This window comes from Desulforamulus aeronauticus DSM 10349 (assembly GCF_900142375.1).
Classification (GTDB): domain Bacteria; phylum Bacillota; class Desulfotomaculia; order Desulfotomaculales; family Desulfotomaculaceae; genus Desulfotomaculum; species Desulfotomaculum aeronauticum.
In genome coordinates, this window is sequence record NZ_FRAR01000017.1 from 54421 (window position 1) to 80696 (window position 26276).

A 26276-nucleotide genomic window follows, 5' to 3' on the forward strand; every position below is an offset into this window, starting at 1 on the left:
GGTAGATATTGCTTTATCGTCCTTGAACAGATGACTGTTTTTTACCAAACACACAGTAACTAAGATACATGAAGGCTAACCAGCCAAGGCCGCTGTAGACACCCACCCGGAAGAAATCGTGAAAGTAGAAGGTAACCATAATGGAAACCAGCAGGATAATCCCGATACCCGGTAGAATGGGGTGCAAGGGCATTCTGGTGGGTAATGGCTCGGCTTCCTGGCGCTCCCGGGCAGCCCGGAAGAAGAAGAAGGTCACCAGTACCATGGTCCACACGAATAGTGCACCAAACAGGGCAATACCAAAGGTGTAAAGATACGCATGTTCGTCACCAAAGGTTTGGAGTATCACAGCTAAGGCAATACCACCGGTGGAAGCCAACAAAGCGTAGACAGGAGTGCCAGCTCGACTTAACTTCCCCAGGAAGGAAGGTGCTTGATTACCACGGGCCAGGGAAAACATCATCCGGGAGGTTAAATACAAGTTTGCATTCATACTGGATAAAGCGGCAGTCAGTACAACAAAGTTCATAATACCTGCTGCATAAGGAATACCGATGGTGCTAAAGACCTTGACAAAGGGACTTACTTTGCCCCCAGCTTCTACCCAAGGTACCACGCAGAGCATAATCAAAAGACTGCACAGATAGAAGAGGATTAACCGCAGGACCATGGTGCGCATGGCTTTCGGTACGGCCTTTTGGGGGTCCTTGGCTTCACCGGAGGTAACAGCCACTACCTCAACACCGATAAAGCTAAAGATGGCCATCACCACACCCATCCAGACACCTTTAAGTCCCAAGGGTAGAAATCCATCATGTTTGGTTAGGTTGGAAAAACCAAGGGGTTCAGTGCCGATGCCAAAAAGTACAGCAATACCTGTGATAATAAAGAAAACAATAGCGGTTACTTTAATTAAAGCGAACCAGTATTCAAAGGCACCAAAATTGGCTACCGAACGGGCATTCATATAAATCATCAGGGCAGAGAAGGCTAGCATCCAGACCCAGCCGGGGATGTTGGGGAACCAGTACTGCATATAAATACCTGCTGCTACGACCTCACCGCCAACGGCAATCACCTGACAGGCCCAGTAGGTGTAACGTACGGACCAGCCGGCAAAGGGTCCAACATACATTTCTGCATAAGCACCAAAGGAACCGGCTGTCGGATGGGCCACAGCCATTTCAGAAAGGCAGCCCATCATAATGAGGGCACAGGTGGCAGCAATAACATAACTCAGAATGACACCGGGTCCCGCTAAACTTACAGCAAAGCCGCTGCCGAAAAATAAGCCGGTGCCGATGGCACTGCCCAGGGCAATCATTGTCAATTGTCTTTGGGATAGTTCGCGGTGTAATCCCTGTTCTCTTTCTACTACATGGTTTTTGCTCATGAGCTAAGCTCCCCTCTACTCTAAAAATAAAAATCGCCTACTAGGCGAGGTCTTCTATAGTTCTCCCTCAGCTCTACTCCACTAAGCTAACGAATCTTATTTACGTTATCATGAAAAGCAAAAAAACCGCCACTAGGCGGAGGTCAGCTCATACTATGCTGCACTCAGCTCTTCTCGACTCATCTCAGCTTATTTTGTTGTTAAAAGGTAATCCTCAGCTATCTCTATTTCATTATACTGTAAAGCTAAACTCCTGCCAATATAAATTATTACTATATTTTTGCGTTTACAATGGACAAGCTTATCCGTTAACATTATAGGTATGACTGTAATCTCTTAATACAAGGAGTGGGAAGCTGTGTTTGATTTACGAGTTGTAGTAGAGGAGGTTCGCGGGTTTTGTGATTTACCTATGCGATCCGGGGACTATTTTGAGGTGAGAGGCGGCAGAATTATCGTTCCAGAAGGGAAGCATATTTGCCTTTGGGCATTGTCTGCAATGCTGCCTATGTTTCCTGCCAAGCAGAGAAAGATAGATGAGGAGAACGATTGGCTTCCCAGTACTCAACATATGTGTTGTCCAGATCCCAACGGTATGGTTATTTATCGCATCGATAGAATAGCGGATGACAGTAGCAATACTCAGCAGGCAGTAAAGAAAGTCGAGCAAGAGAGGAACAAGCCGTTCCCACGGATGCTAGTTGACGAAAAAGTATGTACAGGCTGTCGCTCCTGTGAGTTGGCCTGTAGTTTTCATAAAAAGGGCTTTTTTCTGGCGGAAGAAGCCAGAGTACGGGTCATGAAAGACGAAGAGAACGGTCTGGATCGTCCTCAGGTTTGTCGGCAATGTGGCAATGCTCGCTGTGTTCAGGCCTGTCCCGAGGGAGCACTGGAACGTCATCCGGAAACCCATGCAATAATACTAAATGCGGAACTCTGTGTGGGCTGCGCTGCTTGTGCTGAAGCCTGTCCCTTTGGGTCCATCCATTTTAAAGAGCAGCAACCGGTTATTTGTGATTTATGTGGGGGGGACCCTAGGTGTATTGAACGCTGTGCCACCGGGGCCCTGCGTTTTGGGCGGGCCGGGGAGGCGGCTCTTAAAGGTGGTGCCAGGGCTGTCATGAAGGGAGGGCAATAACGATGCTTTATGGTTATGGAGGTAAAGTATTGCGCGTAAATTTGACCTCCGGTACTTTTTCGGTGGAGCCCTTGGAACAGGAGCTGGCTCGGTTATACCTGGGAGGCCGGGGTTTTAACATGCGCCGGTTATATGATGAGATTCCCGCCCGCTTGGATGGGCTAAGCCCGGAAAATAAAATGTTTTTTTCAGTGGGCCCACTGGTAGGGACCATGTTTCCCGGGGCAGCCAGATTTAATGTCAGTGCTAAATCTCCCCAGACAGGTATTTTAGGCGATTCCAATGCCGGTGGATTCTTTGGGCCGGAATTAAAATTTGCCGGTTTCGATCAGGTGATTATTGAAGGCAAAGCCCCGGAGCCGGTATACTTGTATATCCATAATGACAAGATAGAACTTAGGGATGCCAAACATCTATGGGGTCTGGATGTCTGGGATACCCAGCGGGTTATTTTGCAAGAACTCAAGGATCGGAGAGTGCAGGTAGCTGCCATTGGGACAGCAGCGGAGAACGGTGTGCGTTTTGCCGGTGTTTTTGCCAACCTGGTTAGGGCGGCAGCCCGTACTGGTATGGGCACTGTGATGGGGGCGAAGAATCTTAAGGCTATTGCTGTCAGGGGCACTAACCCGGTACGGGTGGCAAATCCTGCATTGTTTGCCGAATTGATGAAGGATATTGACAGTGCCGTTTATAGTCATCGGGAGTATCCCGGCCGGGCTCTCATGGGTACTACGAAACTGGTGCACGCTTTAAATGAGGCAGGCTGTTTGGCCACCCGTCACTTTCAAACCGGCCGCTTCGAGGCAGCAGAATCTGTCAGTGGAGAGTTTTTGGCGGAGACTGTGAAGAAGAAATCCAAATCTTGCTTTGGTTGTGTTATTCCCTGCAGCCGTTTCTTTGAGGTTAAGCAGGGTCCCTTTGCCGGTTTAAAGAGTGAAGGGCCGGAGTTTGAAGGTCTGGCAGGCTTTAGTTCACGGGTGGGGGTAACAGATCTGGCTGCCTCCCTCAAGGGAGTGGACCTTTGTAACCGTTACGGAATGGATGTCATTACCACCTCGGAAGTGATTTCCTTTGCCATGGAACTCTATCAAAGGGGTATTATTTCCCAGTCAGAAGCGGATGGTTTGGATTTATCCTGGGGTAACACCGCTACGGTCCTTACCCTTATTGATAAGATCAACCGCAGAGAGGGATTTGGCGATATACTGGCCGATGGCGTGAGGGAGGCAGCCCGCAAAATTGGCCGGGGTTCCGAGGAATATGCCCTTCATGTCAAGGGCTTGGAGTTATTCCAGGCCGACCCGCGGGGTCTTAAGGCCTATGCCTTAGGCTATGCCGTGGCCAGCCGGGGCGGTGATCATTTGCGTTCGGAGCCTTCCTTTGAATTTAGTGAGGATGCCGAGGCAGGTCAGAGAATGTACGGACATGCGGATGCTGCTTTCCGGTTAAAATATAAAGGCAAGGGACGAGTGGTTAAACATTATGAAGAATGGTCGGCCTTATCCGATTGCTTGGAGGCTTGTAAAAATACCATCGTTAATATGGAAATAATCGACTACCCTCTGACGGCTAAGCTACTAAAAGCTGTGGTCGGTTGGGAGATGAGCGGTGAAGAAGTGCAAGCTGTTTGTGAACGGGTAGTGAATCTGGAAAGAGTCTTTAACACCCGAGAGGGTCTAACCAGAGAGAATGACACCTTGCCCAAACGTTTTACCCATGAACCGCTGCCCGCGGATTCCGGTCCCTCCGCCGGGAGCGTGGTTGAACTGGAACCCATGTTGGATGAGTATTACCAAGCCAGGGGCTGGGATATCACCACCGGACGGCCTACGGGAAGTAAACTAAGGGAATTGGGGCTGGCTAAGGAAGCCTTAGAACTTAAGGAGCGTGGCCTGATTCATGATTGAGCATAGCCCTGTGCGGATTACGATCCGTTATTTAGGGGTAGTTCGTTTAATGTCTGGACGGAAAGAGGATGTATTGCAATTTTGTCAACCGGTTACCGTGGAGGAAGTATTGGCTCGGATTAAAGAGTTGTTGCCTGATCAAACCTATTTAGAGCTCGTACGGCAGACCTTAGTATTGTCTCCTTTGCCGACAGAGCCGGGTATTGTTTTATCAATGCCCAAGGATGCTGGCAAAATAATGAAGGATGGCGATTGTTTAACTGTGGTTACCCCGGTTACCGGAGGCTAAGCACAGTTTTTCGTACACGTTCATAAGTATAAATATTCTATGGATGAAAAAGCCAAGTTTTTCTAAGGGGTGGGAATATGAGAACATGCTCCTCAGTTTTAGAGGCCATTGGTAGGACGCCGCTGATTGAATTATCCCGTATAGCCAAGGACTTGCCCGGTAGAATTTATGCGAAAGCTGAATTTATGAATCCGACGGGCAGTATGAAAGACCGTATTGCCCTAAAAATGATTGAGCAAGCGGAGCAGGAGGGGAAATTAAAACCAGGGGCCATTGTTTTAGAGGAAACCAGTGGCAATACTGGTATTGGCTTGGCCATGGTTTGTGCCATTAAGGGTTATCAATTTATGGCTGTTATGTCTGAAGGAAATAGCCCCGAACGTCGGCAAATCCTACAAGCCATGGGTGCTAAGGTGGAACTGGTGCCTCAGATGCCCGATGGCAAACCGGGGCAGGTGACAGGCGAGGATTTAGCCTTAGTGGAAAAACGAGCCACGGAAATGGCCAAAGAGCTAGGTGCCTTTCTGGTGAACCAATTTTATAATCCGAATAATTGTGTTGCCCATTATGAAACCACAGCCCAGGAAATTTGGCAACAAATGGAGGGGAAGATTGATTATTTTCTAGATGTGGTTGGTACCTCCGGTACCTTTACTGGCATTGCCAGGGCATTAAAGGAGAAGGACCCCAACATCAAGTGCTGGGTGGTAGAACCTGCCACTGCGGCTGTCTTAGCCGGTAAACCCATTACCAATCCCCGGCATGTATTGCAGGGCTCCAGTTATGCCAAAATTCCGGATCTCTGGGACAAAGCGGTTTGTGATGATTATATTACTGTCACCGATGGAGAAGCCATTCGGGCGGCCCGCCGCTTAGCCACTGAGGAGGGGCTGCTGTGTGGTTACACGGCAGGCGGCAATGTAGCGGCCGCTACCAGAATTGCCGGTTGGTGCGATCCCGATGCCAGAATTGTCACCATTTTATGTGACAGCGGGATGAAGTATTTGAGTACCGACTTGTTTAAGTAAAAAAGTTTCCCGGCTTTCTAAGCCTGGGAAACTTTTATTTTTTAACAATACCTTTCGTATTTACCTTCGGGCCCACAGCGATGATTTCAGCTTCCGGTTCTACAACGTTGTTAGAAATTAGCTGTCGACGTACTTCTTTACCATTTTCCAAAGTGACTTCATAGGTTTTTAATTGATAACCATCACGTCCCGGACGCTGGACTCTCACCTGTCCAGGAGATAACGTAGCCTGCTCAATATATTCCCGGGAAGCCTTAGTAACGGTCCGTTCGGTGGCAATTCTAATCAAGCGAGAGGTAGCTCCTTCGCGGTGACCAAAAATACTGACCAATACTTTTCCCTGTTGAATTTGGCTGTTGATTAGGATCGGGAATTCGGTATTATTAAGGAATTTGAAATCAATTAAATCACCAGCCAGGGTGGCGTCCTTACCTGCGGGTGCATAGGGTACAGGCAGACTGTGAGGCACCCTTTCCACCACCGTAAGACCTGCCAATAACACGGAATTATACAAAGTGGTGCCCACTTGGCAGACACCACCGCCATAATCAGGAACTAATTTATTATTAATGATAACGGGTGCTTGAAGATAGCCATTTTGCTGAATCCGGGGCCCTAATGCTTTATTGAGAGAAAAGAGTTCCTTTGGTTTAAGAATACTATTATTAATTAACTGGCTAGCTAACCGGATATTATGGGTACGGGCTTGATTATTTGGCTCAAACTGAGTCACAAAGATTGCTAAGCGGGAGTTAATACCCTGGTAGTCAACGGCACGTATTTGGGGCTCCATCGTCCTAAATTGGAGATTTACTCGATGCTCTTGTACAGGTAAATCCATCAGTTGTTTAATCGTTGCCGGATTATCTAAAGCTCTGCCTTTGATATCCTGTACGATGGTAACACTGTCACCATTTAAGATTAACTGTGCATTCCGGGGTGACTGATAGTAACGTTCAGCCAGTTGGTGTAAGACTTTATCAAAGGCAGCGGTATCAAAGCTTCTCAGAAGAGGTAAATCTCTCCCCTTTTGCAGCGTACTCAGTAAGCAAAAGAGATTTTGCCAAGAAGTTGCTTGTTCACTGAGCTCTAAGGCTTTTTTTACTGTCAAGCTGTAATCTGCCTGGTATTGGATGTCCCCGTAGTGTATGTCCGTGGGTTGACCATCGGGGTCTACCAACACTAACAAACTTTTTGGATCGGGCCAGGGGAGGGCTTGGGTTAGTTTTTCAACTGCTTCCTGATATTTAAGTCCGCCAATTTCAATGCCCTGCACAGAGGTACCGGGTAATATTGTGTCTTGGTAATAAAATTTTACTGCGGCACTGGACAGGCTGATGCTAACCAATAAATGAATACCCAGAGCCAGGGTAACAATAGAGGTTAGCTTCAGCTTATTCACGGGTGTTTAAGGTTAACTCCACAAACTTATCAGCGGCTGCGGCTCTGTCCACCATATCTCGAGTTATTTTCTGTCCCTGCTCGGCGATAATCTGTCCATCATCAGTAAGTATATCGGTAGTCACAGTGCGTCCAATTAAATATTGCTTTTGTTTGTCTTCAAAGTGCTGTAAGGGATCCTCTGTTACCACAGGTGGCTGTTTCTGTATTGGTGTTATCGTTGTATTCTCTACGTTAGTAGTGTTGTCCATTTGGGAGGCATTGTCCAAAAGGGCAGATTGAAAATGATCTTCTACCACCAGCATTCCTTTACCAAGGGTAATTACTAAATTGGCAGGAATTAGCCCGGTGGTCTTACCATCCCCGGCTACCCAACGACAAGCAGTAATTTTACCGGTTTGTTCATCAATAACAATTTCATCAATGATACCATTTTTACGGCCTTTTTTGGTCATTACCTGGGAGCCTACCACCTCGACACCTTTTTCCAAGAGCTCCAGGGCTGCCTCAACGGAGGTGATATTAACTACATTGGATTTTGTCTCGGTGATCAAGGCATCTTCACCAATGCCAGCTACATCCTGAGCGGAGATTAAGCGGCGCTCCAAATACCAGTTTTCTGGTTGAACAATTAGGTAATCTACCGAGCCACTACCAGGGTTAATAATCAGATCCTCCACATATCCCAGTTCAGCGACTTCCGCAATGGTTATTACAGGTAACCCTACAATCTGGCTTTTTAATTTCAACTGAATGCCCCTCCTAAATTTAAGAAATTAAATGTTTATTATTTAGAGAGTCAAAGGCCTCTCTCCGTACTGCTGCGGGTACTTCAGCATAGGGAATGTGTCCGTGCCGGTCTCTATTCAATAAAGTAATAAGACATTGAATAAATTTCCTTTTTTGTTTAAGGTTGGCCATGCCTGGGTGCTGACGTAGCACTGGATGATTTTCGAAAGCACCAATAATTTCTGAGGCCATCGGATACAAACCAAGATGCTGATACAGGGAGCTTAGCTCACAAATGGCTAGATAGAGTAGCTCTGGTTCGGTTTGGTCAGCCACTACTTTCTGAAAACGCCGAATGGCCTGGGCATACTGCTGTTGCTTAGCCAAACGAAGTCCCTCAACCAGCAGAGTTCGAGGAGAACCACTGGCAACAAAAGCTTGCAGACTAGAAGGCTCCGTCGCGGGCTCCTCCTGCATAACAGGCTCTTCGGGCAGCAGTTCCACCACCGGCTCCTTCCGCATAACAGGTTCTTCAGGCAGCAGTTCTACCACGGACTCCTTTTGCATAGCAGGTTCTTCAGGCAGCAGTTCTACCATGGACTCCTCCGGTATAACAGGTTCTTCAGGCGGCAGTTCTGCCACCGGCTCCTCCGGCATAGCAGGCTCATCGGGCAGCAATTCTGCCACGGGTTCCTCCGATATAACAGGTTCTTCAAGCAGCGGTTCCTTTGCCATCACAGGGCTTTCGGCAAGAGCATCGTCAACAGAAGGGCTTTGTTCTAGCATAATAGAGTTTTCTGTTTCCGTAGAGATGGCATTTACATGACGTTCTTGATGAAGTTCTTGCCGTAGGGCGTATTCCCATACAACCTGACCCTCAACAGATTGCTCCGGTGCCTCGGCAATCATCTGTTCAGGTTCCAGAGTGTCCGTGTTTTTCGATGCATTCCAGCGAGAGTCGATCTTGGAAATGATGACACTCAAGAGCAAAAGTAATACGCCAATGATCATACCTGCCTGCCACAAAGAAAGGGCTGCTTGTAGCAGTGGGTAAATGAATCCCAGAATAAAAGTGGCAATAGAGGCCCGGATAGCTATGCTTGTTGAGAAAATTTTTTTATACGGAAAAAATAGTAAAACAGTTAAGGCCCCTAGGGAAAGCCAGTAAACCCACATGTACATCCTCCAAGAAGTTATTGGTAATACAAGTTATCGGTAATATCTCTTAAAAATTAACAAAATTATATTAAAATACGTCTTTTTTCGTCATAATTTCCTGCGTAAATAATTGCGTTAGGAAAATCCTGGGTTTTGCTTGAGTTTTTATTGAAGTTTTTTAAACGAATACGTATCATCCGGCTATTGCATGGCAAACTAACAATAACCATGCCTTAACAGGAGGGAAAAGCTATGTATTTTTTTCGAACTATTACCGTTAATCCGTCTGTGCCGGAAAGAATCAGTCGCCTAAAGGAGCTATCCTATAACCTTTGGTTTAGTTGGCACCCAGAAGCCCAGGATTTATTTCGCATGCTGCATCAAGAAAAGTGGGAAGAACTAAAGCATAATCCGGTCAGAATGTTGCTAGAAGTTGATCATCAGGCATTGCAAAGGGCCGCCGAGGATGACGGATTCTTAAATCTCTACGATAAAGTAATGGCAGATATGGACAGCTATATGCAGGGGGACACTTGGTTTAAACAGAATTACCCCGAACTGTCGGGCAAGTCTATTGCCTACTTCTCAGCAGAGTTTGGTCTGCATGAATCGCTGCCCATTTACTCCGGAGGACTGGGGGTTTTGGCCGGTGACCATTGTAAAGCAGCCAGTGATATTGGTTTACCGCTGGTAGGAGTGGGCTTGCTGTATAAACAAGGTTATTTTACTCAATGGATTAATCGAGATGGCTGGCAGGAAGCTCACTATCCTTATCAAAACTACAATCAAATGCCTGTTAAGCCTGCTGTGGACGACGAAGGAAAAGAAGTAATCGTTTCGGTGGAGTTGCCCGGACGAACAGTTTATCTTAAAGTTTGGCAGATTCAGGTTGGACGCATTTTCATTTATCTAATGGATGCAGATATAACGATGAATAATGAACAAGACAGGCAATTAACTGCCCAACTTTACGGAGGAGACAAGGATACAAGAATTTGTCAAGAAATAATACTGGGTATTGGCGGAGTAAGGGTACTGCGGAGACTGGGTATTCACCCTGTAACTTGGCATATCAATGAAGGACATGCAGCTTTCCTTTGTTTGGAGCGCCTTCAGGAATTGGTACATGCCGGCGTACCCTTGGCAACGGCCAGGGAAGCAGTGCGGGCCAGTACCGTTTTTACCACCCATACGCCTGTACCTGCAGGCCATGATGTCTTTGATGTAGAGAAGGTAGATTTTTATTTAAATGGCTACTACAACCTTCTGGGTGTGGACAAGAGTAGTTTTATGCAGTTTGGCTATGATCGGCAGCGGAATAGCTTTAACATGACTATTTTGGCTATGAATTTTTCAGCTTATTGCAACGGTGTTAGCAAACTGCATGGTGAAGTAAGCAGAAAGATGTTTCACTACCTGTATGACAACATTCCCGTAGAAGAGGTTCCCATTTTTTCAGTTACCAACGGTATCCACACCTTAACCTGGATCGCCAATGAACTGAGACAGTTATTGGATGCCTATCTCGATCCGGACTGGCAGACGAATATTAGCAATGATAGCCTTTGGCAAGGGGTAGACAAGATCCCCGATGAGGCGCTTTGGGATATGCACAAATCTTTAAAAAAGAGGGCCATTCAATTTGTCAGGCGTGCTATCAGCAATCAAATGAGCCGTAATCAAGAGTCTGCAGAAACTATCGACAGCGTAGCAGAGTACCTAAACCCGGATGCTTTTACCATTGGCTTTGCCAGACGCTTTGCTACTTACAAGAGGGCTACCCTGCTGTTTCGAGACAGGGAACGATTAGCCAGACTTTTCAGCGATCCGGAAAGACCCGTACAAATTATTTTTGCCGGTAAGGCTCACCCGGCTGACCGTCCGGGGCAAGAATTAATTAAACAGATTTATGAGTTTTCCCAGCAGGAGCCCTTTCGGGGAAAAATTATTTTTATTGAAGACTACGATATGGATGTTGCCAGACATTTGGTACAGGGAGTGGATATATGGCTTAACACACCACGTTGGCCCATGGAAGCCAGCGGTACCAGCGGCATGAAGGCAGCGGCCAATGGTGTTGTCAATTGCAGTGTATTGGATGGTTGGTGGCCCGAAGCGTATCACCAGGATAATGGGTTTGCCATTGGCAAACAAACCGGTTACCGTACCGAGGAAGAACAGGATCAGGAGGATATCTATAACCTGTATTCCTTATTGGAGGATCAGATCATCCCCACCTATTATCAACAGGTGGACGGTTACCCCCGTGAATGGATTAAGATCATGAAGAACTGCATGAAGACCATTACACCGGAATTTAGTACCGAACGTATGGTAAAAGAATATACCAAACGTTTTTATAGTGAAGCCATTCGACGGGGGGAGAATTTTTCTGTAAACCATTTTCAAATAGCCACGGAGATCCAGGATTTTAAAAGATATATCAAAGAGAATTGGCACCATGTAACGGTAAAAAATGTGCTGGCTAATGGAATCAATGATAATGAATTAAAGGTGGGAGATGCTCTAAAACTAACGACAAATGTATACCTGGGGCCTATACAGCCGAATGACGTTCAAGTGGAAGTGGTTTATGGCTGTGAAGGAGAGGGACCTCATACCCTGGAGCAAATTAAGACAACGCCTTTATATTCTGAAGGACCGCAGGAAGAGGGTATTTATCAATATCGGGGAGGGTTTACCCTGGAACAGGGCACCTGTGGTTTTACGGTGCGAGTTCGCCCGGACCATCCACTTTTTGCTACCAAGTTTGAACTACCTCTGGCCAGCTGGGCGCGAAATTTCTAGTAGGGAGTTCCCAACAGAGTTTTCAATTTTTGTGTTTCCACATAAAATTTCTTTCATTCAAGCATAATAATCTATGTTTGGAAAGGAGGTGGACAAATTGCCTAGCATTAAGTGCAGTGTTACAGAATGTAGCTATAATAAGGAAGTAGAATGTTTTGCCCCCATGATTCAGGTGGCAAGGGATGGTAACCTTAGTAACGCCCAAAATTCTGATAACACCAAATGTGAAACATTTAAACCAAAAGGTTAACACAAAGGTCAACCCGTTTATGGGTTGACCTCTCTAACTTTTGGTTGTTGAATATAGAATTGGGTTTGTGCACTTGGCCACAGTTAATGACATTTGCGGTATTTTTCTTATCTACATAAGTTTGCAAGTTGTGACGTACCTTACATCCATTGGTATATTGTTCTGGTATTGTCTAAGAAATCAAGTTTACAAATACCTATTTGTTTTGATACGATTGAAATGAAACGTTCAATTTCGACATTGTTTTTGTAATATTTACATTTTTTTCAGAAGAGGTGATCACTTTGCATATGATCGTTTGTGTTAAACAAGTTCCTGATACAACCGAAGTGAGAATAGATCCGGTAACGAATACGCTGGACCGCTCCAGTGCACCCGCCATCATTAATCCTTACGATAGTCATGCCGTAGAAGAGGCTGTAAGAATCAAAGAGATGCATGGGGGTAAAGTAACAGTAATTTCTATGGGACCACCCAATGCGATAGAGGTTATCAAGCGGTGTATTGCTTTAGGTGCAGATGAGGGATATTTGTTAAGTGACAGGGCCTTTGCCGGCTCTGATACCCTGGCCACCAGTTATATTCTATCCCAGGGCATTGCAACGATTAGCCGCCGGGAACCCGTTGATCTAATTCTTTGTGGTAAACAGGCCATAGATGGAGATACTGCCCAGGTGGGACCCGGCATTGCCAGGAGGTTAGGAATACCTCAATTAACCTATGTAAACCATGTCGCTGGCATTGATCCAGCAAGAAAAGAAATTAAGGTCCACCGTAAATTGGATGATGCCTACGAAGTGGTGGTAGCCAAACTGCCTTGCTTACTGACGGTGGAAAAAGAAATTAACGAATTAAGCTATTCCTCACTACCCAATATGCTAAGAGCTGTTCGCTTCGAACCCAAGATTTTGACAGTGGCTGACCTTCAAGCAGATTTATCCATGATGGGGCTGAAGGGTTCCCCTACCTCCGTCAGCAAAATATTTGCCCCGCCCCAGAGAAGTGGGGGAGAAATTTGTAGTGTTGAACAATTAGTTGAGAAGCTATTAGAGTTACACTCCAACGAAAAATGTTGAAAGGGTGATCGATGTGGCGGTTAAAGTATCTCCAGCTTGCATGGGTTGCCAAGCTTGTATTTCGGCTTGTCCCCAGGAAGCTTTATATATGGATGATAACGGAGTATGCCAGGTTATTGCAGATAAATGTACAGAGTGTGGTCAGTGCGTGGATGTTTGTCCGGTAAGTGCTCTGGAATTACCTAAACTTCCTACGGCAACTGTGGTGGGGGAAGCAACAAAAGAGGACACCACAAAGATGCAGCCAGTAGATGAACCATTAGAAACGGCGATTCGTTTGACCGGTGAGTTGGCTAACTACCAAGGTGTTTGGGTGTTTATAGAGCAAAGGGAGGGCGTAGTTGCCCCAGTTTCCCTGGAATTGCTGGGAGCAGGACACCAGTTGGCCAAAAAACTGGATGTGGAACTTTGTGGAGTACTGTTAGGAGACCGGGTTAGTGATTCGGTAAATATGCTTTACGAGTATGGAGCTGATAAAGTCTACCTGGTAGATCACCCAGTCCTGCATTTTTATAGAACGGAAACTTACATGAAAGTATTTGTTGAACTGGTAAAGCGGTATGCACCGGAAATTATTTTAATGGGTGCTACCACCACGGGTCGGGATTTAGCTGGTGCTGTGGCTACCGATTTGGCCACCGGTTTAACCGCAGATTGTACCGGTTTAGACATTGATGGTAAGCAAAGGATCATGCTTGCTACCCGTCCTGCCTTTGGTGGTAACATCATGGCCACCATCCTGTGCAAAAACCACCGCCCACAAATGGCTACGGTGCGTCCCAAGGTAATGAAAATGATGACTCCGAACCCAGGACGGCAGGGTGTATTGGTAACCCCGGAGGTAACATTACAGGAGGATAACCTGCTAACTCAAGTGCTAGAAATTGTTAAGGAACACGGGGAGCAGGTTAATCTTCAAGAAGCGGCCATTATTGTGGCCGGTGGCCGTGGTTTGGGGGATCGCGCAGGTTTTCAGAAACTCTGCTTTGGTTTAGCTGAAGCCGTTGGCGGCCAGGTAGGAGGTTCCCGAGCTGCTGTGGAAGCTGGTTGGATTGAGCAAAAATACCAAGTGGGGCAAACCGGTGTTACGGTGGCACCTAAAATTTACTTTGCCCTGGGTATTTCCGGAGCCATTCAACATCTGGTAGGTATTAGAGGGTCCGATATCATCATTGCTGTCAATTCTGATCCCGATGCGCCGATCTTTAAAGAGTGTACCTACGGCGTTGTGGGAGATATTTTTACAATTGTACCCAAGCTTATTGAACAATTGAAAGAAAAAGGGGGGATTCGCTGTGCCTGAGAAATTTGATGCCATTGTTGTGGGAGCTGGTGTAGCTGGTTTGGCTGCTGCCTATAAAATGGCCCAGGGGGGCTTATCTGTAGTAGTAATTGAACGTGGAGACTACCCCGGGGCTAAAAATGTAATGGGCGGAGTATTATACCGGTCCATGATGGAGGAACTTATCCCGGAGTTTTGGAAGGAAGCCCCTCTGGAAAGGCCCGTGGTGGAACAACGGTTCTGGTTCATGGACACCGATTCTGTGGTTTCCACAGGTTACAAAGGTCAGGAATGGGCCAGGGAACCCTATAACTGCTTTACCGTATTTCGGGGTCAGTTTGACCAGTGGTTTGCCCGGAAATGTACTGAGGCCGGAGCCGTGATTATTAACGAGACCGTGGTAGAAGAGTGTCTGTTAGAAAACGGCCGAGTCGTCGGGGTGCGTACTAACCGCCCGGAGGGAGAACTCTATGCCAATGTTGTGGTATTGGCGGATGGGGTAAATTCCCTGTTGGGTAAGCAGTTAGGCTTCCACCAAGAGTGGAAACCCCAGCAAGTAGCTCTGGCAGTGATGGAAGAACTGAAACTTCCCTCCGAGGTGATTGAGGATCGCTTTAATTTGGACCCTGGTATGGGGACAACCATTGAAATATTTGGTGGCGGCACGCTGGGGTTGGTAGGAACCTCTTTCATCTACACCAACAAGGAGCATATCTCCATTGGTGTGGGGGCATTGCTCTCCCAGATCAGACAGGCCCGGGTAAAACCCTATGACTTGTTGGAAAACCTAAAAAAACATCCGGCAGTACGTCCTTTTATTCGCAACGCAGAGCCGGTTGAGTATTATGCCCACTTAATCCCGGAGGGGGGCTATAACGCTATCCCTAAGTTGGTCGGCAACGGTGTGCTGGTGGTGGGAGATGCCGCCCAATTGGTCAACGGTATTCATCGGGAAGGCAGTAACCTGGCCATGACTTCCGGTCGACTGGCAGCAGAGGCTGTACTGCGAGCCCATCAAATAGGGGAATTTGATGCGCGTTCCTTATCCCAATATGAGGAAGACCTGCGTAATAGTTTTGTTATCGACGACTTAAAGAAATATAAAGATTCCTCCCATCTGTTTGAAAACAATACCAGGTATTTTAATGAATATCTGCCCGCTACCAACATGGCTTTACACGAAATGTTGACAGTGGACGGAACCAGCAAGAAGGACAAGCAAAAATTGATTATGCAGCGCCTGTTACGGGACAGTTCCTTGTATTCTGTAGGAAAAGACCTATATCATGCATGGAAGGCGATGAAATAATGAAAGATAATAAATTTAGTACAAAACTTCGTGAATTAAAAACGGAGATTAACATTGATGATAAGCTGTTTTTAAACCGTTGGAAGCCCGATCATCATTCTCACTTAGAAATTATTGATCCGGCCGTTTGTCTGGAGCAATGCCCCGGTAAGGACTGCACGGTCTTTTGCCCAGCCAAGGTCTATGAATGGAGAGATGATCGCATCACGGTGGGCTACGAAGGGTGTTTGGAATGCGGTGCTTGTCGGATTGCTTGCCCCCATCAAAACATTCGCTGGCGTTATCCCCGGGGTGGCTATGGTGTACAATTTAGATTAGCATAAGGACAAACGAAGCCTCTGCCAACGTCTAAGGACTCGGTAGAGGTTTCGTTTGTCTACACAAATTGCAAGGGCAAGTTTCGACAAATGGTAGAAGGGATTTTAGCAATTTTTCAAGAAATAGTCGAAAATAATTTAATGCAGTTGCGGTTGAAAATTCTCAATATGTATTGCCTGGTTGTTGAGGGGAGAATTAATGAACGGGATCCACCCATCTATAATAGCAGGTATTTTTACAATCCTTGTTTTGATAACTATCTATTTAGTGACCTTACGGAAAACCATCACTGCAAGTAACATCACGAAGCGAGAGAAAGCTGAACTGACCGTAATAACCTGTCAGTTTCTTTTTGAGCATGCCCGGGAAAGTATCCTGTTTATTCGGCAGCAGGATGGGCGAATATTGGAGGCCAATCCCTCAGCCCTCAAAACCTATGGTTATTCCAAAGAGGAATTAATAACAAGAACCATTTATGAGCTACAGTCCGGGGGTGACAGAACAGAGGTCAATAGAAAAATGGATACCGCAGCCAGGAATGGCATTGCGTTTGAAACAATGCATCGTTCTAAACAGGGAAAAACCTTTCCCGTGGAGGTTAGCTCCATCGGAGCGATGATTGGCGGAGAATCTGTTCTATTAAGTATTATTCGTGATATCACGGTAAGAAAACAGACCGAAGAGGCCCAAGCTGCTGAAAAGGAAAGCTTGGCTGTAACACTACGCTCCATTGGGGATGGGGTTATCACCACAGACATCGCCGGTACTATTGTTGTAATGAATAAAGTAGCTGAGCAACTAACCGGTTGGTCACAAGAGATAGCCATCGGCAAACCCGTTGTCAAAGTATGCGGTACCCTAGATGAAAAAACACGCCAAAATACTTACAACCTTGTAGAAAAGGTTCTTCGGACCGGGGTAGATCTTAATCAAACTGCTATATTGCGGGCTAAAGACGGTACCGAAAAAATTATTCAACAGTCTGCAGCACCTATTTTTGACAGTAACAATCAGGTTGTTGGTGTGGTACTGGTATTTCGAGATATTACCCAAGAACAGAGGGCAAAGGCAGAAATCCTTAAGGCTAATAAAATAGAAGCTTTAAGCTTGCTGGCCGGGGGTATCGCCCATGATTTTAATAACATCTTAACAGCTATTTTGGGAAATTTGTCTCTCTTAAAAGTTCAAACAGCAGATAACACTGAAGCTTATCAAATCATTCACGAATCCGAACAGGCAGCTCTGCGAGCCGGCGTTCTCACCCAGCAATTACTCACCTTTGCCAGGGGGGGCGGTGCGCCCGTAAAAAAGACCGCTTCGGTGGCTGAGTTAATAAAAGAAACCACTGATTTTGCTCTGCGGGGCTCCAACATTTCTTGCTATTACTCAATGCCAAGTGATCTGTGGATGGTTACTGTTGATAAGGGACAAATCAGCCAGGTTATGCAAAATTTGGTGATTAATGCTGTGCAGGCAATGCCCCTGGGTGGTGTCATTGAGGTTACCTGTGCAAATATCCTGTTAAGCGAAAGATATCCCCTTGGGGAAGGAAAATATGTAGCAATTTCCTTGCGTGATCGGGGAGAAGGCATCGCCAAGGAATATTTTCAGAGGATATTTGACCCATATTTTACGACGAAACCGACAGGGAGTGGTCTGGGTTTAGCTACCAGCTATACCATCATTAAAAATCATGGTGGCCATATTCAAGTGGAGTCGGAACCAGGGATTGGCACAACCTTTACCGTTTATCTTCCGGCAATCTCGGAGAGAACTGTTACGCCCATTAAAAAGGAAGATATTTTACCAAGCCAAGGAAAAGTTCTTGTGATGGACGATGAAGAGCCGGTAAGAAGTGTTTTGGGCAGAATGTTAAATTTTATTGGTTTTAAAACTGTTTTAGCTAAGGATGGTGCAGAAGCTATTGCATTGTATCAAAGGGCCGCGGAGTCGGGGCAATCCTTTGATGTAGTCATTATGGATTTAACTGTTCCAGGAGGAATGGGGGGTAGGGAAGCTCTGCAAAAGTTATTGCACATTAATCCGGATGTAAAAGCCGTTGTTTCCAGCGGGTATTCTTCCGATCCAATTATGGACGATTACAAGAAATATGGTTTTGCTGGAGCTGTTACCAAACCTTATAAGATTCAGGAGCTAAGTGAGATCCTACAGGCAGTTTTAACAAAGGTAAACAACAATGTGAAGGAATGATACTTTGACCTCTACTAAGGATAAGGCTGTTATTCATGCTCTCAACAATCTGATTACCGTTATACAAGGCAATGCGGAATTAATTCAATTAAAGCAGGGCCTGGAAGAGGCGAGAGAAATATTGGAGGCCTGTAGGAAAATGCAGGGGTTATTAAATTCTCTACGTCAGGAGAGGTAAGGTATGTCAGTTCATGTGCTGGTTGTTGACGATGAACAGCAAATACAAAGTTTATTTAAAAAGATGCTGGGCAGCCAGTATGATGTTACCGTTACGGGAGATATACAATCTGCCCGTTGGGAGCTGGCCCTAAAACAATATCAAGTGGCTTTAATCGATTTAAGACTACCTGATGGTACCGGTATGGAATTATTAAACCATATTAGAACTTTACAGCCTGCCTGCCGCTGCATTTTAATGACTGGTTATGGTTCCGTAAAAACTGCGGTACAGGCTATTGGGCAAGGGGCCTATAATTATATAGAAAAACCCTTTACGTCCTTAGAGGATATTTACAAGTTAATACAAGGTGCGATAGACAGTAGGGAAGATGATAATACGAGTCTGGAGTATAAGCAGATAAAAAAAGTTGCTAAGCAAGTGAATATGGCTATCGGTGATAGCTTTGCTATGCGGCAACTGATCACCAGTGCCTATCGGATTGCCAAGAAGAAGATCAGCGTATTAATCACCGGTGAGACCGGGACAGGTAAAGAGGTATTGGCTAGATTTATTCATGCTGCCAGTGACCGCTGCAACAATATATTTATCCCCGTCAACTGTGGTTCCTTTCATGAGAACCTATTGGAAAGTGAACTATTCGGCCATGAAAAAGGAGCTTTTACCGGATCTACCTCCATCAGAAAGGGTATCTTTGAATTGGCAGACAAAGGAACGCTCTTTTTTGATGAACTAGGCGAAGCCAGTCAGTCAATTCAGGTTAAGTTGTTGCGAGTATTGGAAACCGGTATATTTGTGAGACTTGGTGGGGAAAAACCGATCCTTACGGATGTTAGAATTATTACGGCTACCAACTCTCCTATTGAAAAACTGGTTCAACAGAATAAATTTCGAGAAGACTTGTATTACCGCCTTAACGTAGTAAGATTGGAAATACCTCCGCTAAGAGAAAGAACTGAGGATATTCCAGAGTTTATTAAGAGCTTTGCCAGGCAAATTGCTGCGGATTATCATTTGACTAAAGTCCCTGTTTTCACGGAACTGGCAATAGAGATTTTAAAGTCCTATCCATGGTATGGCAATATAAGAGAACTATATAATGTGATTCAAAAAATGGTTGCCGAGGATTTGCAGGGTGTAATAGATGCTCCCAGTATCCCTAAAAACATTCTTAATGTGGTGGAAAACCCAAAGGGTTTAGAAAATAACAAGACACCAGAAACAGGGTTCGACAGCGGTAAGGGTTTTTCAGAGAATGACTTTGTTCCTAAACCGTTACATGAAATTGAAAGGGAGTTTATTCAAAAAACGCTAGCCTACTTTAAAGGGAATATTTCCTTAGCCGCTGAGGCACTGGAAATTAGTCGAGCGACTTTATATCGCAAAATAAAACAATAACTGTATTATTATGAGAAAATTTATACATAGCTAGAGGAAGCCTGTAGTCTAAATAGGCTTCCTTTTTTGCTGTATTGATAGGGATTTTTGCTTTTTTGTCAGGCAATATTTCCATTGGCATTAAAATTGCTACTTTTGAATAGTGTGAGGTGAAGAACATGAATGGGTTTAGCAAAATGCCAAAGGATTTAGTGAAGGCCATTAGCGGCCAGTAAGGATAGCATAGCTAATTTGCCGCTTAGAAAGGATTAACGGTGTCGGGGTAACGGATTGATGGCTAGGATAGGAGAGAGTATACATGAAAAAAATAGGAACTAAAATATGGCTGGGGTTTGTTTCTGTATTGTTGTTGATGACTGTTATGGTGGGAATTACTTATTATCAACTGGGTCAGATAAAGAGTGAAATGAATACTTTGGCTGAACAGAGAATACCGGTCACCATAGCCAGCCAAAGGTTAGCCCTGAACCATATGAAACAGGCTGCTAGTTTGCGGGGCTATTTGGCCAGTGGAGATGCCAAGTTTCAAAACGATTATCATGAGGCAAAGGAGAAAACAGACGAGCAACTGGCAATTTTAGAAAAAACGATTGAAACTGAAGAACATCGAGAGAGACTGAAACAAGTAAAACAGGTTATGGGTGAGTTTGACCCTATGCCGCCGGTCATGTTTAAGCTCTATCAAGAAGAGGGTCAGAAAGCTTCTGTTAATTATTTGATAAACATTGCAGCACCGGTTCATGCCAAGTCTCTTACTGAAATTAATAAATTTACGGAAATGCAGGAAGAAAGTATTCATGAAGATACTTTGCATGTAGCAGCCATAGAGAAAAAGATAGAAAAACAATTACTGTTGTTACTGGGGGTTGCTATTCTTTTAGGGGCCGTCATAGCCTATTTTATTGCCAAACCCATTGAAAAAGCCCTTTCTAATGTAACTCAGGCTTCGGCTGAGTATGCGAACGGGGATTTTCGGAAGGAGATCACTGCATCATCAGCGGATGAAATAGGCCAAATGGCTGCGGCCCTTAATAAAATGCGAGAAAATTTTGTCGGGGTGATCTTAAAACTCAAGGACTCCTCGGAGCAACTAAATGATGCGGCCTTAGGTTTGGCTGCCCAGACCCAACAGACTTCTGCCGGCGCCACCCAGACAGCCGGTAATGTAACCGAGATCGCGGCCACGGTCGAGGAAGTGGCGGGCAATGCCCAGGAAGTAGCTGGTTTATCGGAAAAGACTGCCCGAGAAGCCGAACTGGGTTACCAGGGATCAGAGCAAGTAACCCGGCAGATGGCGGTAATTGCCTCCTCTAGCGATGAGGCTGCCAGCGTCATTGAAGCTCTTTCTCAGACGTTACAGCAGGTTAACCAAATCGTGGAGCTAATTACCAATATTGCGGATCAGACCAATCTGTTGGCCCTCAATGCCGCCATAGAAGCTGCCCGAGCTGGCGAACAAGGAAAGGGTTTTGCTGTGGTGGCAGAAGAAGTAAGGAAGCTGGCAGAAAAGTCTGCCGTTGCTGCGAAAGATATCAGCCAAATGATTGGACGGGTTCAGGTTGAGTCTAAGAGAGCAGTGGAGGCTATGTCTAACGGTAACGAACAGGTGAAAGAAGGTTTGCTGGTGGTGGGAGAGGTTGGTCAAAAGTTTCATGTCATTATTGAGTCGATTGAAAAATTGGCTCAACAAATTCGCAGTGTAGCGGTGGCCTCCGATCAAATTTCTGAAGGCATCCAAAATGTAGCCAGTACCACAGAAGAACAATCCGCCTCCATAGAAGAAGTAACAGCCTCTACAGAGCATTTAACGAAAATGGCCAGTGACTTAAATGAAATGGTGCATAGATTTAAAGTCTAAACCAAGCATCAATCATGAATGAAACTATAGTAAAATATAAAAAAAAGTGATCTTTTTTCACGAAAAGTGATGTGGATCACTTTTTTTATGATGCAAATCTTATACTATAGATTTAATGGAAATAACAGCTAGTTTCTCATATCTATGACAAGTTTTGATTTTAATACAATTGTAAGAATATTAACTTTTTTGTAAGTAGGAATATCTAGATATTCCAAGAATGATTAATAGACCTTATTTCTTTTAACTAAGTAATGAATTCCTTTGGTGATAAAAATTAAAAGGAGGTTGTTCAATTGTTTTGTAATCAATGTGAACAGACTGCAAAGGGTACCGGTTGTACTGTTGTTGGGGTGTGTGGAAAAAAGCCTGAAGTGGCAGCTCTGCAGGATTTGCTGCTGCATGCTGTGAAGGGGCTGGCTCTTTACGCCAAGGAAGGGAATAAACTGGGCATTTCAGATCGAGAAGCAGGTCGCTTTACAGCAGAGGCTATTTTTAGCACTTTAACCAACGTAAATTTTGATGCTGCTCGCTTTGTCACACTCATTAATCAATGCGTTAGCTATCGGGAAGAGATGAAGAAAAAAGTGGCTGAGGCTGGCGGCAATGTGAACTTTGCCGATCCCTCCGCCAGCTTCCAGCCAGCGGCTGACCTAGCCGATTTAGTTAAACAAGGTGAGGAAGTTGGCTTGGTCAATGACCACGATGCCGATGCCGATATCCAATCATTGCAGCAAATTTTGGTTTACGGCATCAAGGGTGTTTCTGCCTATGCTGATCACGCCCGTATTTTGGGTCAAGAAGATGATATTATTTATGCCTTCCTTTATGAAGGCATGGCAGCTCTCACCAATAAAGAACTGGGACTCAATGATTGGGTTGGTTTAGTTCTCAAATGTGGTGAAATTAACCTGCGCGCGATGGAATTATTGGATGCTGCCAATACCGGTAAATATGGTCATCCTGTGCCCACCGAAGTTCCTCTGGGCCATAAAGCAGGTAAAAGCATCTTAATTTCCGGACACGACCTGCAGGATTTAGACAATCTTTTGCAACAAACCGAGGGTAAGGGGATTTATGTATACACCCACGGTGAAATGTTGCCCACTCACGGTTATCCCGAACTGAAAAAGTACAAGCATTTTTACGGACATTATGGTACTGCCTGGCAGAATCAAAAGAAAGAATTTGCTGCTTTCCCCGGTGCCATTTTGATGACTACCAACTGCATCCAAGATCCCCAGGCTTACATGGATAACATTTTCACCACCGGCTTGGTAGGTTGGCCCGGTGCCCAGCATGTGAAAAACGGAGAATTTGGCCCAGTGATCGAACGTGCCCTGGCCATGCCCGGTTTTCTAGAAGATGAAGATAAGGGCAGTGTTATGGTGGGCTTTGCCCGCAACACCGTGATGAGTGTGGCCGGTAAAGTCATTGAGGCTGTGAAGAGTGGTGATATCAAGCACTTCTTCCTGGTAGGCGGTTGCGACGGTGCCAAGGTTGGACGTAACTACTATAGCGAGTTTGTTGAAAAGACCCCTCAAGACACCATTATCCTAACCCTGGCCTGCGGTAAATTCCGCTTCTTCGACAAGAAGTTAGGTGATATCGGCGGTATTCCTCGTCTCCTGGATGTTGGTCAGTGTAACGATGCCTACTCGGCTATTCAAATTGCCGTGGCCTTGGCGAATGCCTTTGAATGTGGTGTCAATGATCTGCCATTGTCTCTGGTACTATCCTGGTATGAACAAAAAGCTGTAGCCATCTTACTGACCCTACTTTACTTGGGGATTAAGGACATTCGCTTGGGGCCCAGCTTACCGGCTTTCATCACCCCTAACGTGCTGGACGTATTAGTGAAGAACTTTGATATTAAACCCATCAGCACCCCGGAAGAAGATCTGGCTGCTATTTTAAACAAATAGGATTAATACACGGAGGGCTTCTGCGGAAGTCCTCTTTTTTTGCCTTCTAGAAGAAGGGATATAATTACAAATTGTCGAACAAACCACAAAAAGGAAATAGGATGCGAGGTTTAATGCATGGCCAAACTATTTGATGAAAATAACACAATTTTTGCTTTAGACATTGGCACCAGAACAGTTATTGGGGTTGTGGCAACCTTTTCAGAGGGGAATATTAAACTACTGGCCCAGTCTATGGTGGAACATCAGAGCCGAGCTATGCTGAATGGTCAAATACACGATATCCCCAAGGTTGCTCAGGCAGTGCAAAGGGTGAAGGAACAGCTTGAAAAGAAACTTAAAATAAAACTCCATCAAGTGGCCATTGCCGCTGCCGGCCGCTCTTTAAAAACCATACGTTACCAGGTAGAACAAGATACAACGGAGGAACTTGAGATTGACTCCATAGTGATCAATGCTCTGGAACTATTGGGAGTGCAGAGAGCTCAGGAAATGGTGGAACAGGAGCCAACTGGGGGTGGCAAGGAAAAGTTTTTTTGCGTAGGGCACAGCGTAGTTAGATATTATTTGGACGATTTCCCAATTAACAATCTGGAAGGCCACCGTGGTAAAAAAATTGGGGCAGAAGTCCTAGCCACTTTTTTGCCTGTTTCGGTGGTAAACAGCTTGCATGCTGTTTTAGCACGGGTTGGCCTGGAGCAACACTATCTAACCTTAGAACCCATCGCTGCCTGTGAGGTTGTGATCCCGGATCAACTGCGTCTGCTGAATCTGGCCTTGGTTGATGTGGGCGCGGGCACCTCGGATATTGCCATTGCCCGAGATGGCACCATCGCGGCCTACGGTATGGTGCCTATTGCCGGGGATCAAATTACCGAACTGATTGTGGAAGCATTGATGGTTGATTTTATGACTGCGGAGACCATTAAACGGCATTTACACTTGGGGAAGGATATAGAGTATCAGGATATTCTTGGTCTGCAGGTGAAGGCTTCCTGTGAACAAATACTACAGCTTATAGAACCAGCCCTGGAAAAATTGGCCCAGGAAATAACTCAACATATCTGGGAACTAAATGGCCAGGTACCGCCAAAATCTGTTCTGTGTGTAGGGGGTGGTTCTCAGATCCCGACACTGGTGGACAGAATCGCCCGGAAGCTAAACTTGGCACAACAGCGAGTGGTCATTAGAAATCGCTCCAATATTAACTACCTCATGAACAACAAGAAAAAAGAGCTGAACGGTCCCGAAGGGGTCACTGTTATCGGTATTGCCACTTTGTCCTATAAAAAGTTGGGACAAAATTTTGTGACAGTAACTGTCAATGGGAAGCCCTTTACTCTGTTTAACACCAAGCAGTTAAGTGTGCTTCAGGCCTTAGGCTTACTGGAGTTTAATCCACGTGAACTCATTGGTAAAAATGGCAAAGATGTGTCCTTTACGCTTAATGGCAAAGCCAAAACCATTTTTGGTGAATTAGCCAAACCAGCGAGGATCACAGTGAATGGACACCCGGCCAACCTACAAACAATCATTAAAGACGGGGACATTATTTTCGTCGAGAAAGCAGTAAATGGTAGGAATGCGGTGGCCACGGTGGCGGATGTTCTTTCGGGGATGATGGAAATAGATAAACTAGACAACCAAAAACTCGTCTGCACGCTAAATGGCGAGCCTGCTGCATCAAATAGCAGCCTTACTACAGGGGATAGCCTGGAGATTGTGTGGTGGAACAATGGGGAAACTGCCGCAGTCAAAGATTTTGCTCCGGCAGCAAAGCAAGAGAAAAGATCAACTCCGAAATATACTACCCTGGAGGTAACTGTTAACGGGCAAACTATTACCATGGACGATAAGAAAGAATATATTTTAATAGATGTCTTTAACTACTATGATTTAGATATAGCTTCATTTAATGGTAGCGTTAAAATTAAAAGAAATGGCACTGATGCAGAGTATACTGAGGTACTCCAGAACGGTGATGAGATAGAAATATCTTAATTTGATTAAGGGAGAAAAAATGGCGTATAAAATTATTATTGATGCGGATGCTTGCCCCAAGACAGTACTGGCTATGGCACAAACGGTTGGTAGTGAATGGGGGGTGGAAGTTTGGACAGTGGCTAGCTTTAACCACCAGATTAAGTCACTCCATCATATTACAGTTGGCAATTCATCTCAGGAAGCAGATATTCAAATTATGAATTTAGTAAATCGCGGAGATATCGTCATTACACAGGACTGGGGTCTGGCGGCCATGGTCTTGGCCAAGGGTGCCGGTGCCATTTCTCCCTGGGGAAAAATTTTCAGGGAAGAAACCATCGACTTTCTTTTAGAGGAAAGGGAAGCCAAAGCAAAGTATCGGAGAGCAGGCGGGAGAACCAAAGGACCCCGGAAGCGAACGACCGGAGATGATATGCAATTTGAAAGTCAGCTGAAGGGAGTACTTCATGAGCAAATGGAAAAGGTCAAAAAACAACCATGATTTCTATACATTAGGCGACAGAAATATTTTCTGCCGAATGGTAAAATGTACTATGTCTTGAATTAATTTGGGGTAGTTTTTGCTATGGTCATATGTTAACATAATTCTGAATATATCCTTATTTCTAAATATATT

The 26276-nt window shown here is 45.3% G+C and carries 21 protein-coding genes; 17 read left to right on the top strand and 4 right to left on the bottom strand.

All coding sequences use genetic code 11. The features are described 5' to 3' along the window. Positions 1-13: 13 nt before the first annotated feature. On the bottom strand, positions 14-1393 hold the full coding sequence (locus BUA78_RS11455) for an amino acid permease (RefSeq protein WP_072914563.1): 1380 nt from the start codon (positions 1391-1393) through the stop codon (positions 14-16). 358 nt (positions 1394-1751) lie between these two features. Here BUA78_RS11455 and BUA78_RS11460 point away from each other — a divergent pair, with 358 nt between their 5' ends. The 4 genes from BUA78_RS11460 (at position 1752) to BUA78_RS11475 (ending at position 5755) form a co-directional block, all read left to right on the top strand. Next, on the top strand, positions 1752-2531 hold the full coding sequence (locus BUA78_RS11460; RefSeq protein WP_072914565.1) for a TIGR04076 family protein: 780 nt from the start codon (positions 1752-1754) through the stop codon (positions 2529-2531). 2 nt (positions 2532-2533) lie between these two features. Beyond that, complete coding sequence (locus tag BUA78_RS11465; protein ID WP_072914567.1) at positions 2534-4438, top strand: aldehyde ferredoxin oxidoreductase family protein; 1905 nt, start codon at positions 2534-2536, stop codon at positions 4436-4438. Continuing rightward, entirely contained in the window at positions 4431-4727 is a 297-nt protein-coding gene (locus BUA78_RS11470) for a MoaD/ThiS family protein (RefSeq protein ID WP_072914568.1), read from the top strand. Before BUA78_RS11465 ends, BUA78_RS11470 begins: the two co-directional genes overlap by 8 nt. 77 nt (positions 4728-4804) lie before the next feature. Further along, the gene (locus BUA78_RS11475; protein ID WP_072914571.1) at positions 4805-5755 is read left to right on the top strand and encodes a PLP-dependent cysteine synthase family protein; all 951 of its coding nucleotides are present in this window, start codon (positions 4805-4807) and stop codon (positions 5753-5755) included. A 34-nt stretch (positions 5756-5789) separates the two neighbouring features. On the opposite strand, the gene BUA78_RS11480 is transcribed toward BUA78_RS11475, so the two are convergent. Genes BUA78_RS11480 through BUA78_RS11490 form a run of 3 tightly spaced genes read right to left on the bottom strand, consistent with a single transcriptional unit; the run spans position 5790 to position 9061 of the window. Then, on the bottom strand, positions 5790-7157 hold the full coding sequence (locus BUA78_RS11480) for a VanW family protein (protein WP_238456802.1): 1368 nt from the start codon (positions 7155-7157) through the stop codon (positions 5790-5792). Beyond that, the gene (locus tag BUA78_RS11485; RefSeq protein WP_072914573.1) at positions 7150-7905 is read right to left on the bottom strand and encodes a PRC-barrel domain-containing protein; all 756 of its coding nucleotides are present in this window, start codon (positions 7903-7905) and stop codon (positions 7150-7152) included. Before BUA78_RS11485 ends, BUA78_RS11480 begins: the two co-directional genes overlap by 8 nt. Before the next feature lie 19 nt (positions 7906-7924). Then, positions 7925-9061, bottom strand: a complete 1137-nt coding sequence (locus BUA78_RS11490) for a hypothetical protein (protein WP_072914576.1) — start codon at positions 9059-9061, stop codon at positions 7925-7927. Between the two features lie 234 nt (positions 9062-9295). Here BUA78_RS11490 and glgP point away from each other — a divergent pair, with 234 nt between their 5' ends. The 13 genes from glgP (at position 9296) to BUA78_RS11550 (ending at position 26141) form a co-directional block, all read left to right on the top strand. Next, positions 9296-11851 (top strand): alpha-glucan family phosphorylase, encoded by a 2556-nt coding sequence (gene glgP, locus BUA78_RS11495; protein WP_072914577.1) that lies wholly within the window; start codon positions 9296-9298, stop codon positions 11849-11851. Positions 11852-11939: 88 nt separating this feature from the next. Continuing rightward, positions 11940-12101, top strand: a complete 162-nt coding sequence (locus tag BUA78_RS11500) for a DUF1540 domain-containing protein (protein ID WP_420795505.1) — start codon at positions 11940-11942, stop codon at positions 12099-12101. A 284-nt stretch (positions 12102-12385) separates the two neighbouring features. Next, on the top strand, positions 12386-13177 hold the full coding sequence (locus BUA78_RS11505; RefSeq protein WP_084082397.1) for an electron transfer flavoprotein subunit beta/FixA family protein: 792 nt from the start codon (positions 12386-12388) through the stop codon (positions 13175-13177). A gap of 13 nt (positions 13178-13190) precedes the next feature. Next, positions 13191-14480 carry an electron transfer flavoprotein subunit alpha gene (locus BUA78_RS11510; RefSeq protein WP_072914582.1) on the top strand — a complete coding sequence of 430 codons (1290 nt, stop codon included), beginning with the start codon at positions 13191-13193 and terminating at the stop codon, positions 14478-14480. Then, positions 14473-15768, top strand: a complete 1296-nt coding sequence (locus tag BUA78_RS11515) for an FAD-dependent oxidoreductase (protein WP_072914585.1) — start codon at positions 14473-14475, stop codon at positions 15766-15768. The genes BUA78_RS11510 and BUA78_RS11515 overlap by 8 nt, the downstream gene beginning before the upstream one ends. Then, the gene (locus tag BUA78_RS11520; protein WP_139257348.1) at positions 15768-16091 is read left to right on the top strand and encodes a ferredoxin family protein; all 324 of its coding nucleotides are present in this window, start codon (positions 15768-15770) and stop codon (positions 16089-16091) included. The genes BUA78_RS11515 and BUA78_RS11520 overlap by 1 nt, the downstream gene beginning before the upstream one ends. Before the next feature lie 193 nt (positions 16092-16284). Next, entirely contained in the window at positions 16285-18297 is a 2013-nt protein-coding gene (locus BUA78_RS11525) for a hybrid sensor histidine kinase/response regulator (protein ID WP_072914589.1), read from the top strand. A 4-nt stretch (positions 18298-18301) separates the two neighbouring features. After that, positions 18302-18475, top strand: a complete 174-nt coding sequence (locus BUA78_RS20250) for a hypothetical protein (protein WP_175549012.1) — start codon at positions 18302-18304, stop codon at positions 18473-18475. 3 nt (positions 18476-18478) lie between these two features. After that, complete coding sequence (locus BUA78_RS11530; RefSeq protein ID WP_072914592.1) at positions 18479-19873, top strand: sigma-54-dependent transcriptional regulator; 1395 nt, start codon at positions 18479-18481, stop codon at positions 19871-19873. Positions 19874-20171: 298 nt separating this feature from the next. After that, positions 20172-21731 carry a methyl-accepting chemotaxis protein gene (locus tag BUA78_RS11535; RefSeq protein WP_072914593.1) on the top strand — a complete coding sequence of 520 codons (1560 nt, stop codon included), beginning with the start codon at positions 20172-20174 and terminating at the stop codon, positions 21729-21731. Between the two features lie 296 nt (positions 21732-22027). Further along, positions 22028-23656, top strand: a complete 1629-nt coding sequence (gene hcp, locus BUA78_RS11540) for a hydroxylamine reductase (protein ID WP_072914596.1) — start codon at positions 22028-22030, stop codon at positions 23654-23656. A 117-nt stretch (positions 23657-23773) separates the two neighbouring features. Further along, entirely contained in the window at positions 23774-25657 is a 1884-nt protein-coding gene (locus tag BUA78_RS11545) for a cell division protein FtsA (RefSeq protein WP_072914599.1), read from the top strand. Positions 25658-25676: 19 nt separating this feature from the next. Next, positions 25677-26141 carry a YaiI/YqxD family protein gene (locus BUA78_RS11550; RefSeq protein ID WP_139257350.1) on the top strand — a complete coding sequence of 155 codons (465 nt, stop codon included), beginning with the start codon at positions 25677-25679 and terminating at the stop codon, positions 26139-26141. Positions 26142-26276 lie beyond the last annotated feature (135 nt).